This is a genomic window from Flavobacterium sp. (assembly GCF_030146175.1).
Classification (GTDB): domain Bacteria; phylum Bacteroidota; class Bacteroidia; order Flavobacteriales; family Flavobacteriaceae; genus Flavobacterium.
This window is the reverse complement of the sequence record NZ_JASLCE010000097.1, coordinates 14,991-27,229: the sequence shown is the minus strand read 5'-3', so window position 1 is coordinate 27,229 and position 12,239 is coordinate 14,991. Positions and strand designations below refer to the sequence as shown.

Sequence of the window (12,239 nt, the reverse complement as noted above, 5' to 3'; positions counted from 1 at the left end):
CTTGTTTTAACATTAATACGATTTGACATTTAATAAATTTTAATTACAATTCTCCATCAACAACACTACTTATAATCCATAGAAATAAAAGATAAAACATCGCTTTTATTTGCAAAATAGTGCTTGATATTCGTTATTACGCAATATGCTTTATTAATTTCTTTTTTTTTTTAAATTATAATGAAGCTCACTCCTTATAACTTCATTAATAAAACCATTGTTATTCCCTTTTATAAAGACAATCGGTTATTTTCCCACCATACAGGAAACTGCGTTTTAACAATTTTAGCCGGGGAACCTGCTATAACAACCCCTTCTTCGGTAAAGCTCTTATTTACTGTTGAATTAGCTCCTATGGTTATATTGTTTACTATGGTTATATCTCCATACATGATTACCCCTGGTCCTATATACACATTGTCACCAATTTCAGGCGCTTTTGAACTTCCTGCACTTGCTCCAATATTGACCCCTACATGTAAACGACAATTTTTTCCAACCTTCGCCGCCGGATTGACAACTATAGTTCCATAATGCGGAATTGACAAGCCCGGTCCAAATACATTTACCGGAATAGAAAAACCTAACTTAAGAGATATTCTTCTATAAGCGATCCTGACAAAAATGAGTTGAATCTTTCCAAAAAGTCCTTGATTAGTATTTTTAAGATATTCATATTTGCGCATAAGTCGTATAAACTTCCAAATATAATTGGGAAATAAAAACTCTTTGATTTGATACAAAAATCCCTTCCCTTTGATGCTTGAAGCCAACCTATCTTGATCTAGATAGTACTTATATTCTCTTTTTGTCGTAATCATGTATTTGTTTAACTATTAGGTATAACAAAATTATAACTTCCCATCCACTTCACCTTCCAAAACTCCTTTCACATCATACAACAGGCTGTTTTCCTTTAGCAAAGTGCTCAGATCAGCATTTAAAAATTCCTTATGTGCTACTCCTAAAACGACGGCATCAAATTGCTGCGATGGTAATTCATTACTGGTAACCAATCCATATTCGTGCTTCACCTCAGCCGGATTCGCCCAAGGATCGTATATATTAACTTCAATACCATAATCAGCTAAAGCCGCTATAACATCAACAATCTTAGTATTACGCACATCAGGACAGTTTTCCTTGAAAGTAATACCCATCATTAACAGTTTGGCTCCGTTTACCTGTATTCCTTTTTTAATCATCAGTTTTACAACCTGTGAGGCTACATATTCGCCCATACTGTCGTTTAAACGGCGACCGGCAAGGATAATTTCCGGGTGGTAGCCTTTTTCCTGTGCTTTTTGTGCTAAATAATACGGATCGACACCGATACAATGTCCGCCCACCAATCCTGGTCGGAACGGTAAAAAGTTCCATTTTGTTCCGGCTGCTGTCAAAACTGCCTGTGTATCGATTTCCAGAATATTAAAAATCTTTGCCAGTTCGTTTACAAAAGCAATATTGATGTCGCGCTGTGAATTTTCGATTACTTTAGCGGCCTCGGCTACTTTTATAGTTGGTGCAAGATGCGTTCCGGCAACAATTACGTTTTTATAAAGTTCATCTACCTTTTGTCCGATTTCCAAAGTAGATCCGGAGGTTATCTTTAAGATTTTCTCTACTGTATGCTCTTTATCTCCCGGGTTAATACGCTCCGGCGAATAGCCTGCAAAGAAATCCACATTAAACTTCAGTCCGGATACTTTTTCCAGTACCGGTACACATTCTTCTTCCGTTACTCCAGGATATACGGTAGACTCATAAATAACAATATCTCCTTTTTTCAGTACTTTTCCCACCGTTTCACTGGCTTTATACAAAGGAGTAAGATCCGGTCTGTTATGTTTGTCAACAGGCGTAGGCACAGTAACAATATAGTAATTACAATCTTTAATATCTTCTAAATCCGAAGAACAATAGAGCCCTTTTGAGTTGTGATTTTTGGCAACTAATACTCCTTTAAGTGTTTCACTGTCCACTTCAAGCGTACTGTCCTGCCCCGAATTTAATTCGGAGATTCGTGTCGTATTAATATCAAAACCAACAACTGCATACTTTGTTGCAAATAATCTTGCCAATGGCAAGCCTACATAACCTAAACCTATAACTGCAATTTTATTATCCATTATAACTGATATTTTATTATTTTAAATTACTCCAATACCAAGAAATCGCTTCCTTAAGCCCTTCTCTGATTGAAAATTTCGGATTATAATCTAATTTTATTTTTGCTTTTTCAATACTCGCCAGAGAATGCGGAATATCTCCTGCTCTGTTCGGTCCGTATACCACCTCAACATTGGCTATTTCCGGGTCGTACTCCGATAAAAATTCTTTCAGATACTCAACCAACTGTTTTAAAGTCGTTCTGTCACCATAAGCCGTGTTGTATACCGTATTAATCGCTTCCGGTGATTTTGTGGTCATTGCCAGCTCATTCATCTGGATCACATTATCGATATAGGTAAAGTCCCGGGAATATTCTCCGTCACCATTTACAACAGGGCTTTCATGCTGCATAAACTGCATCACAAATTTTGGAATCACAGCCGCATAAGCCCCATTGGGATCCTGTCTTCTTCCAAACACATTAAAATAGCGTAACCCTATCGTTTCCATACCATACGTCTTGCTAAAAATATCCGCATAAAGCTCGTTTACATATTTTGTAATGGCATAGGGCGATAAAGGTTTCCCGATCTTATCTTCCACTTTTGGTAAAGCTTCCGAATCACCATAAGTAGAAGAGCTCGCTGCATAAACAAATCGCTTTACACCTGCATCTCTTGAAGCAACCAACATATTTAAAAATCCGGATACATTTACATCATTACTGGTAACAGGGTCATTAATAGAACGCGGCACCGAGCCTAATGCTGCCTGATGCAGGACAAAATCTACATTTTCTACAGCTTTATGACAGGTCGCCAAATCTCTGATATCACCTTCAATTAAATTAAAATTAGGATTCTCCAGAAAAGGCGCAATATTATGACGATGACCTGTTGCAAAATTATCCAGACAGGTAACATGGTAGTTTTTACCCAAAAAGTACTCCACCAAATTTGAGCCTATAAATCCAGCACCGCCAGTAATCAGTATTCTATCCATTGTTTTTATTCGTTTAATTCAGTTCTACTTAACGTAATCTACCCGAACAGCAATTGTCTGCCCTGAAAACAAAATTCACGATTCATTTCCAAACAACAACAACCCTTCTTCTCGATAATCTTTGGAAAATATAAATTTCACTTTTCGCTTTATTTCTCCTTCTATCTTAAATGCCAATTGCTCAACATATTCCTCATTCAGTACTTCCCCCACAATAACTACTTCAATGGTTCCGGTATCTCTTCCTTCGGCATAATCGCCAATGAGGTATACTTTTTTCACTTCGCCCATTCGCTCCAATATGGTTGCTACAATCGTATCCAGACCTATTGTCCTTCTAACCACACTTTGTAATAGCGAAAAAAGAGGGTGGTTGGTATTGGCCCGATACGAAATCGTATTGCGTACGGCTTCTTTTTCGAGATAACCAGCTTCCGAAAGATTATTTAATTCTTTACGTATCGCATTGGTTGATTCGCTGAATTCTTCGGCTAAGCCTCTCAAATGGCCATGATTGGCTGCATTGATAAAAAACTTAACCAATAGCCGTAGTCGGGTTTTCGATGTTATTAAAGATTCTAACATTCTTCTATTGTGAGCAACAAAAGTACTCGTTATTTTGAAACAAAAATATTTTTTTCAAGAAATTTTAAAAAGTCACAAAATTCATTATTATTTAAAGAAAAAAGCCTTTCTCATGTAGATAAGAAAGGCTTTTTTGATAGTATGTTTTTGATGTTTATGAACCGATACCCTGGTATACAAATCCTATTTTTTGAACAGCTTCTTTATCCAACAGGTTTCTACCATCGAAGATAAAAGCCGGTTTTAACATATTGTCATAAATACGTTGCCAGTCGTAGGTTTTAAATTCGTCCCACTCGGTTAATATTGCAATGGCATGTGCTTTTTCGGCAGCTATATACGGATCGTGGGTCACCGTTAATCCACTTCTGTTTTCATCGGCAGAACGGCTATCAAGATAATCCAGATCATAAAAAATCTGATCTTCCTGTACTTTCGGATCATATACTGCAATTTCCGCTCGCTCGCTCAACAAGTCATCCGCAACATAAATAGCGGCTGACTCCCGGGTATCGTTGGTATCTTTTTTAAATGCCCATCCCATAAAAGCGATTTTCTTTCCGGAAACCGTATTGTATAATGTCTGGATAATGTTTTTACCAAAACGACGCTTCTGGTGATCGTTCATAATAACTACCTGTTCCCAATAATCGGCTACTTCATTTAGTCCGTAGGATTTTGCGATATAAACCAGGTTTAAAATATCTTTCTGGAAACAAGATCCTCCAAAACCAACGGATGATTTTAAGAATTTTGATCCGATACGACTATCCATACCAATTGCTTTGGCCACCTCATTTACATCGGCACCTGTTTTTTCACACAATTCCGACAAAGCATTGATAGACGATACACGTTGTGCCAGGAAAGCATTGGCTGTTAATTTTGACAATTCCGAAGACCATACATTGGTTGTAAGGATACGTTCTTTCGGAACCCAGTTGGCATAAATGTCTACCAGTTTCTGAATCGCTTTTTGTCCTTCTTCGGTTGTATCGCCACCAATCAGTACGCGATCCGGCATTAGTAAATCTTCAACGGCTGTACCTTCGGCCAGGAACTCCGGATTGGATAAAATCTGGAACTGCACTCCGTTTCCGGTGTTGTCCAGAATATCTTTAATGGCACTGGCAGTACGTACCGGCAATGTCGATTTTTCGACTACAATTTTATCGTTTTTAGCGACTCTTGCAATTTGTCGCGCGCAGAGCTCAATATATATTAAATCGGCCGCCATTCCTTTTCCGATACCATACGTTTTTGTAGGCGTATTTACCGAGATAAAAATCATGTCAGCTTCATCGATCGCTTTATCTACTTCGGTAGAGAAAAAAAGGTTACGTCCACGGCAGGAAGCTACGACATCGCTAAGTCCGGGTTCATAAATCGGGATATTTTCAACATTCTCATCGTTCCAGGCAGCAATACGTTTTTCGTTCAAATCGACAACTGTCACCTGTATATCCGGGCATTTCTGTGCAATAACAGCCATAGTTGGACCTCCAACATATCCTGCACCAATACAGCATATTTTCTTTATACTCATATAAGCGTTCTGATTATTTTATTTAAATCGCAACGAATTGCGGGTTTATCCTGTTTTTTTACAACCTTCAAAACCGGTTACAAATATAAGGTTATTACCAGAGCTTTGTAGCTACCTTATAGATTTTATATTGTATCGATAAAGCTTCTTTCCGTACGATTGAAAATAACCAAGCCTAACAGAAAAATAACGATCGTACTTCCAACAGAATACAAAAGTCCCAACATTGTAAAAGTTCCTTTCCCCAGAAAAGAATATTTAAAAAACTCAAAAATACTTGTCAGCGGGTTAATATAGACAAGCCAGGAATACCCTTCCGGTAGTTCTTTAATCACCTGCGACACCGGATAAATAACCGGCGTAACATACATATACAACGAAACTCCGAAAGACACTACAAAGGTCAGATCCCGATATTTAGTCGTCATTGAAGATATGATCATTCCAAGTCCCAGTGAGATTAAAGCCATCACCAGCAATAAAAACGGGGTAAGTATAATGGTCCATCGGGGTTCTATTGGTGAACCCTGCCACATATAATAGCCCATTACGGTGAGGAATAGCAAAAACTGGATTCCAAACTTAACCAGGTTGGACACTGTTAACGCCAGCGGCATAATGATTCTCGGAAAATAGACTTTCCCAAAAATATTCTGATTGGTTCTAAACGTTTCGGAAGTGGTTTTAAAACATTCGGAGAAATAGAACCAAAGGGTGTTTCCGGCCAGTGCAAACAGGAAATACGGAATACCATCCGATTGTAGTTTGGCAATTTTAAAAAACACGATAAACTGAATTACAGATGTGATCAGTGGTTGAATTAAAAACCAAAGCGGCCCCAGAATCGTTTGTTTGTAGTAGGTTACAATATCGCGTTTGACAAACATCAGTAATAAATCGCGGTATTTCCATATCTCACCGAAGTCGAATGTAAACAATTTTGCTTTGGGTGTAATTTCATACAACCATTTTTCCTTATCGGCAGCTTCAGTGCTCATTATTTTCTTTTAAAAATTTTCGATTTAATTTTTTCCCAGATGGTTTTATCTGTCACTTCTTCTTCCATATAACCATTAACATAGGTTCCGTAGCCGTATCCATAGCCGTAACCGTACCCATAACCATATTGTGTTTTGTTGTCAAAACCGTTTAGTACGATACTGATATTATGCAGTTCGCCTCTTTTGTGTTTTTCATTGACAATCGCCAGCATGCCTTTTTTGGTTACGCCCTGACGTACTACATATAAGGTAGCATCACAATATTCTGCTAGTTCCAGTGCGTCCGAAACCAAACCAACCGGAGACGTATCTAAAATGATATAATCGTACAATTCTTTTAATTCTTCGATCATGGACGTCATCGCCTGACTAATCAATAGTTCTGACGGATTGGGCGGAATAGGTCCTGCCGTAATTACATCCAGAAAAGGTACGTGCGTATGTTGTACTATTTCCTGAATGCTCTTTTGTCCGATCAGGTAGTTTACCACTCCAATATTGTTTTCGATGTTAAAGTCACCAAAAATTCTCGGTTTTCTTAAATCCAGACCCACAATAACCGTTCGCTTTTCACTTAAGGCAAAAACAGTAGCCATGTTGATCGAACAAAATGTTTTTCCTTCGCCCCCAACCGATGACGTGAGCATTAAAATTTTTGTACCGTCGAGTTTTTGCTTTTTATATAAAAACTGAAGGGACGATCGTATGGATCGGAACGATTCGGCCAAAGGTGATTTTGGTTTTTCATAAACCGCCATATTCGATTCGGTATGTTTTTTCCCTACAATCCCGATAATCGGAATCGCAGTAAGACGTTCGATATCTTCCGTTCCGTGGATCGAATTGTCCAGTAACGTAATAGTAAACACCACAATCAACGGAATCAAAATTCCCAGCAGTAAGGCCAGAATATAGTTTACACTTGTTTTCGGCCCCAACAATCCGCCGCCTATATCTTTGGCGGTATCGATAAATTCAATATCCGAAACATTGGATGCTTTTACGATATCGGCTTCGCTTCTTTTCTGAAGAAATGTACTGTAAATATTATCATTCAGATCGTATTTTCGAGTGATCTTCATCAGCTCCTGCTGTTCTTCCGGTAATTGTCGGATGGTACTTTCGGCCTGACCAATTCTTTTGTTGATGATACCAAGATCGATTGTAATGGCGTTTTTAGCCGAGTTGATATTTTCCAGCAATACTCTTTTGGTAGCATTCATCTGGTTATCGAACTCGTCAAAAAGTTTCTGACTTTTAACCGAATAAGCCATTTCCGAACGCTCTCTTGAAAGCTGAATCAGCTTTGCGACATTGGTTACGATGTTCGGATCTTCGATTCCCGCAACGGTAGGCGCAGGCAATTTCGAATAATCGGTACTTTTTTGCAGGTAGTTATTCAGGGAATTATAGTAATTGATTTTACGTGTAATCCCGTCTTTTTCGATATCAAAATTTGATAATTGTTCTGTGATTTTTTCACCGCCACCCTGAAGTTCAAATACATTTTTATCTTTCCGGAAATTTTTCAGTTCTTTTTCGGAATCTTTTAAATGTTCTTCCATTGCAATCAGCGTGCTATCGATAAAAGCGATGGTATTTTTGGCAAACTGATTTTTACTGTCCAGTTGTTTTTTCCGCAACACATTAACCGTCGTATTCAGGTAATCGACCAAACGTTTTTTATTGGTTCCCTGTAACGAAAGACGCACAATCGATCCCGCTTTGGTATCGATTTCTACATTCAGTCCTTTATAAGCAGCAACCGTACCGTCAAAATTATTAAAGCGAATGTAATATTCGTTTCCGCTATAAAAGCCCGGATTGGCATTAATCAGTACTTTAAGATTCAGGAAAGGCAAGTGTACCGCTTCGCCTACGGCAAACTTTTTTTCGAACGTTCCGGCCGATACATTTACGTTTTCGGTAGTTCCCTGTAGATAATTATAGGTTTTTACCGATGTATTTTCATCAAACGGAATCGACAAAACATATTCCTTTTCGTTTACAAAGCGAATCAGAACCGGAATATCTGCAAGCTGATTTTTATTTTTATCAATCTGAATATAAAAAGGCGTTTCACCGTATACATCCTGAAAATTGTATTTTCCTTTTTTCAGATAATCGATATAGAAACCCAGCTTGTCTACAACATATTCGTTATGCGTACGCGATTTAAGGGTATTGATCACGGTTTGTACCTTATCGGAAGTTCCGCCCCAGTTAAATACCAAACTGGTATTGGACGTAAAGAACGGATTGTTTTCATCTTTTATCACGACAGAAGCATCCATTCCGTAAATTTTCTCTTTTCGGATATTTATCTGATATGCGATAAAAAAAGTAACAATAAGACAGGCTAAAAACCATTTCCAATAGCTGACAATTTTTAAAAGCAAGCCTTTAAAATCGAAATTATTTTGATTTTCAAATAAGGAAAAGTCTTTAGTACTCAGCATATACTATAGGTTTTTAAAGAGTAAAAACGTTGTTGTAACCAGCGACATCGCGGTTATGATGGTCGCCACAGTCTGCGTTCCGGTAGTTCCCGTTCCCCATGATTTTTGTTTTAGCGGCTTGACATAAATATAATCGTTGGGCTGTATGTAATAATACGGAGATTGCATGGCTTTGGCATCGGTAAGGTTGATGGTATGCATTTCGGTACCGTGTGGATATTGTCGAATGATCATAACTTCTTTTCGATTTCCGGTCATTGTAATATCGCCGGAATTAGCGATCGCCTGCATAATCGTAACTTTATCCTGATAGAGTACTTTTGTTCCCGGAACCGTTATTTCACCGTTAATTGTATAACGGAAACCGGCCAAACGAACATCGACAAAAATATTAGCTTCTTTTCTAAAGTATTCTTCCAGCAATTGCTTTTCAATCCGAATCCGTACTTCGTCAAGAGTATAACCAAGTACATTTATTTCGCCCAGAACCGGAATACGGATGTTTCCGTGATCGTTTACCGAAAATCCGTTAAAATACAGACTTTGTTCCGTTTCACCATTGGCACTGCTTCCCGCCGCCGCGGCAGGGTTAAACATATCGACCAGTTTCTGATCCAGTGCTTTTATTTTAATGCTCACCACATCGTTGGTCTGTATACGGTACGGTTTAAACAGTACGGGATTTACCGCCACAGCCAGCGTATCTTTACTATAGTTCTGCAAATACAATAATTCTTTATTGGACACACACGAAACCGAAAAGATTCCGACCAATAGTAACATTAAAAATGTTTTTATCATTCTGATGACTTTTTGAGCAACAAATATAGTTTATCAAAGGCTATTTTACGTACGGTACTATAGCTTTACAAAGAAACGTTAATTTTTTAAAGTTTTAGGAATTTTTAATGGCATTTTCAAAAGGAATTCGATGCAAAATACTACGTCCCAGCGTTACCTCATCGGCATATTCCAGTTCGTCGCCAATTGCAATTCCGCGCGCAATAGCCGAAACGATTACGTCACAGTCTTTGATTTGTCTGTAAATATAGAAATTGGTCGTATCGCCTTCCATGGTCGAACTCAGTGCAAAAATAATTTCCTTTACGGCTCCGGATTTTACTTTTTCCACCAATGATGGAATATTTAACTGACTCGGCCCTACTCCGTCGATTGGGGAAATCTTTCCGCCCAACACATGGTACAAACCTTTGTATAATCCGGTATTTTCGAGTGCCATCACGTCACGGATATCTTCGACCACACAAACCACCGATTGTTCCCGTGCGGGATTGGAACAGATATAACAGATTTCTTCATCGGAAATATTATGGCAACGGGAACAAAAACGAATGTCTTCCCGGAGTTGCGTTAAAGCACTTGCCAATAGCTGCGTTTGCTCTTTCGGTTGTTTTAGCAAATGAAGCACCAGTCGTAACGCCGTACGCTTTCCGATTCCCGGTAATTGCGACATTTCGTTGACCGCCTTTTCCAATAATTTTGATGAGAATTCCATAGGGACAAAATTACTCTTTTTAATTGAATTTTATCTCACGTCAATCCGTTGAAAAAGTGATCTCAAATTAACATTTTTTTGTATTTTGGCTCCACCTAAAATATCAAAAATGACACCTTTTACCATATTGACCATCATTGTTATTTACTTTGGACTTTTAATCCTGATATCCAATGTTATCAGCAAAAAAGACCATAGTAATGATGCCTTTTTTAAGGCTAATAAAAATTCCAAATGGTATCTGGTGGCTTTCGGGATGATCGGAACGGCACTTTCGGGTGTTACGTTTATTTCCGTTCCGGGCGAGGTAGGTTCACCTAACGGAGAGGAATTCAAATATTTTCAGTTTGTACTCGGTAATGCCATTGGCTTTATCATTGTTGCCACCGTATTACTTCCGTTATATTACCGAATGAACCTGACATCGATTTACGAGTATATGGAAAAACGGTTGGGCTACTACAGTTATAAAGCCGCCGCGTCTATTTTCCTGTTGAGTCGTACCATCGGATCCGCTTTCCGACTGTATCTAGTTGTGATTGTTTTACAACGTTATGTGTTTGATTTCTATAATGTGCCTTTTTCGTTTACCGTACTGATATCACTCGGTTTGATCTTTGCCTATACCTATAAAGGCGGCTTAAAAACGATTATTGTTACCGATACCTTACAAACGTTGTTCCTGGTATCGTCGGTGTTTTTTACGATTTACTTTATCTGCGACAGCCTTGATTATAATGCGGTACAAGCGTTCGAGGCGATAAAAGAGAGTAATTATTCCAAAATATTTTTCTTTGATGATTTTATCGGAAGTCGGTACCATTTTGTAAAACAAGTATTGGGCGGCATTTTTGTAACCATTGCGATGGTTGGATTGGATCAGGATTTGATGCAAAAAAACCTGAGCTGTAAAAATATTGGAGAGGCTCAAAAGAATATGTTTTCCTTTACGGCCATTTTTGTGGTGATCAATTTATTCTTTCTAAGTGTAGGTGCATTATTGTACTTGTATGCCGGCAAAAACGGAATCGAAGTGCCTTTGGATGCGATAACCGGTAAACCGCGTACGGATTTATTATTCCCGGAAATTGCGTTCCATCATTTAACACTCATTCCTTCGATTGTATTCCTGTTAGGATTAACAGCCGCTACTTTTGCGACAACCGATTCGGCATTAACCGCACTAACCACTTCTTTTTGTGTTGATTTCTTAGGAATGGACAAAGCCGAAAATGCCAACAAACCGAATATTGTAAGAACCCGTCATCTGGTTCATATTTCCTTTTCCTTGTTGATGTTTCTGGTGATCATCATTTTTAACGAGATCAACGATGCTTCAGTGGTGAGTATGATCTTTAAGATTGCATCGTATACCTATGGCCCGTTATTGGGATTATATGCTTTCGGATTATTTGTAAAAAGCCGTGGTGTACGCGACAAATTAGTTCCTTTTATCTGCGTATTAGCACCGGCACTGACCTTCTATTTAAGTCAGCATTCGAAAGTATTTTTTGGCGATTATGTGTTTGATAACGAGTTGATCATTATCAACGGACTCATTACATTTTTACTATTACTGGCGATTAGTCAGAAAAGAAAAATCGCTTAAAACTGGTTGGTCGTTAACAACACCAAAGTACAGGCTACTTCATAACCGATGCCGTTTGCTTCGAGCTGACGGTACAATTCGGGATTTTCCGTTCCGGGATTAAAGATCACGCGTTGTGGTTTCAGGCTAATGATATAGTCATAATACTCCTGTTGGCGTACCGGATTCAGGTATAAAGTAACCGTATGCACGCCGGTAAACGGTATTTTTTCCGTTTCGATAATCACGCCTTCCACCACTTCTTTTTTAAGCCCGACTGCCACGACTTCGTGTTGGTGCTTTAAAAGACTTTTCAATGCCATATTCGCATAACGCTCCGGATTTGACGAAGCTCCGATAACCAATGTCTTCATATTCGTATATTTAAGTATAAAATTACGTATTTATCGCTTATTTTCTTACATTTCAA

Annotated in this window: 11 protein-coding genes; 1 reads left to right on the top strand and 10 read right to left on the bottom strand. The window is 38.4% G+C overall.

What is annotated here, in order from left to right; translation table 11 throughout:
• Window positions 1-230 precede the first annotated feature (230 nt).
• The 9 genes from Q1R07_RS11135 to recR all read right to left on the bottom strand — a co-directional run bounded on the left by Q1R07_RS11135 (window position 231) and on the right by recR (window position 10,221).
• Window positions 231-821, bottom strand: a complete 591-nt coding sequence (locus Q1R07_RS11135; RefSeq protein ID WP_300490000.1) for a serine acetyltransferase — start codon at window positions 819-821, stop codon at window positions 231-233.
• Window positions 822-851: 30 nt separating this feature from the next.
• The gene (locus tag Q1R07_RS11130) at window positions 852-2,129 is read right to left on the bottom strand and encodes a nucleotide sugar dehydrogenase (RefSeq protein ID WP_300489997.1); all 1,278 of its coding nucleotides are present in this window, start codon (window positions 2,127-2,129) and stop codon (window positions 852-854) included.
• A 16-nt stretch (window positions 2,130-2,145) separates the two neighbouring features.
• Complete coding sequence (locus tag Q1R07_RS11125) at window positions 2,146-3,114, bottom strand: SDR family oxidoreductase (protein ID WP_300489995.1); 969 nt, start codon at window positions 3,112-3,114, stop codon at window positions 2,146-2,148.
• 75 nt (window positions 3,115-3,189) lie between these two features.
• Complete coding sequence (locus Q1R07_RS11120) at window positions 3,190-3,699, bottom strand: ArsR family transcriptional regulator (protein WP_300489992.1); 510 nt, start codon at window positions 3,697-3,699, stop codon at window positions 3,190-3,192.
• A 154-nt stretch (window positions 3,700-3,853) separates the two neighbouring features.
• Window positions 3,854-5,245 (bottom strand): UDP-glucose 6-dehydrogenase, encoded by a 1,392-nt coding sequence (locus Q1R07_RS11115; protein ID WP_300489989.1) that lies wholly within the window; start codon window positions 5,243-5,245, stop codon window positions 3,854-3,856.
• A gap of 125 nt (window positions 5,246-5,370) precedes the next feature.
• On the bottom strand, window positions 5,371-6,243 hold the full coding sequence (locus Q1R07_RS11110; RefSeq protein WP_300489986.1) for an ABC transporter permease: 873 nt from the start codon (window positions 6,241-6,243) through the stop codon (window positions 5,371-5,373).
• A complete protein-coding gene (locus tag Q1R07_RS11105; RefSeq protein WP_300489983.1) occupies window positions 6,243-8,705 on the bottom strand; it encodes a tyrosine-protein kinase in 2,463 nt (820 codons plus the stop codon). Before Q1R07_RS11105 ends, Q1R07_RS11110 begins: the two co-directional genes overlap by 1 nt.
• 3 nt (window positions 8,706-8,708) lie before the next feature.
• Entirely contained in the window at window positions 8,709-9,506 is a 798-nt protein-coding gene (locus tag Q1R07_RS11100; RefSeq protein WP_300489980.1) for a polysaccharide biosynthesis/export family protein, read from the bottom strand.
• Between the two features lie 94 nt (window positions 9,507-9,600).
• Complete coding sequence (gene recR / locus Q1R07_RS11095; protein ID WP_300489978.1) at window positions 9,601-10,221, bottom strand: recombination mediator RecR; 621 nt, start codon at window positions 10,219-10,221, stop codon at window positions 9,601-9,603.
• Between the two features lie 109 nt (window positions 10,222-10,330).
• On the opposite strand from recR, the gene Q1R07_RS11090 reads away from it, so the two are divergent.
• Window positions 10,331-11,830 (top strand): sodium:solute symporter, encoded by a 1,500-nt coding sequence (locus Q1R07_RS11090; RefSeq protein WP_300489976.1) that lies wholly within the window; start codon window positions 10,331-10,333, stop codon window positions 11,828-11,830.
• Here Q1R07_RS11090 and Q1R07_RS11085 read toward each other — a convergent pair.
• On the bottom strand, window positions 11,827-12,183 hold the full coding sequence (locus Q1R07_RS11085; RefSeq protein ID WP_300489973.1) for a CoA-binding protein: 357 nt from the start codon (window positions 12,181-12,183) through the stop codon (window positions 11,827-11,829). The two genes, Q1R07_RS11090 and Q1R07_RS11085, sit on opposite strands and share 4 nt — an antisense overlap.
• Window positions 12,184-12,239 lie beyond the last annotated feature (56 nt).

Excerpts from the sequence above, each read along its gene's own strand:
- Q1R07_RS11100 (WP_300489980.1), bottom strand. The coding sequence starts at position 9,506 with ATGATAAAAACATTTTTAATGTTACTATTGGTCGGAATCTTTTCGGTT.
- Q1R07_RS11115 (WP_300489989.1), bottom strand. The coding sequence starts at position 5,245 with ATGAGTATAAAGAAAATATGCTGTATTGGTGCAGGATATGTTGGAGGT.
- recR (WP_300489978.1), bottom strand. The coding sequence starts at position 10,221 with ATGGAATTCTCATCAAAATTATTGGAAAAGGCGGTCAACGAAATGTCG.
- Q1R07_RS11130 (WP_300489997.1), bottom strand. The coding sequence starts at position 2,129 with ATGGATAATAAAATTGCAGTTATAGGTTTAGGTTATGTAGGCTTGCCA.
- Q1R07_RS11125 (WP_300489995.1), bottom strand. The coding sequence starts at position 3,114 with ATGGATAGAATACTGATTACTGGCGGTGCTGGATTTATAGGCTCAAAT.
- Q1R07_RS11110 (WP_300489986.1), bottom strand. The coding sequence starts at position 6,243 with ATGAGCACTGAAGCTGCCGATAAGGAAAAATGGTTGTATGAAATTACA.
- Q1R07_RS11135 (WP_300490000.1), bottom strand. The coding sequence starts at position 821 with ATGATTACGACAAAAAGAGAATATAAGTACTATCTAGATCAAGATAGG.
- Q1R07_RS11090 (WP_300489976.1), top strand. The coding sequence starts at position 10,331 with ATGACACCTTTTACCATATTGACCATCATTGTTATTTACTTTGGACTT.
- Q1R07_RS11085 (WP_300489973.1), bottom strand. The coding sequence starts at position 12,183 with ATGAAGACATTGGTTATCGGAGCTTCGTCAAATCCGGAGCGTTATGCG.
- Q1R07_RS11120 (WP_300489992.1), bottom strand. The coding sequence starts at position 3,699 with ATGTTAGAATCTTTAATAACATCGAAAACCCGACTACGGCTATTGGTT.
- Q1R07_RS11105 (WP_300489983.1), bottom strand. The coding sequence starts at position 8,705 with ATGCTGAGTACTAAAGACTTTTCCTTATTTGAAAATCAAAATAATTTC.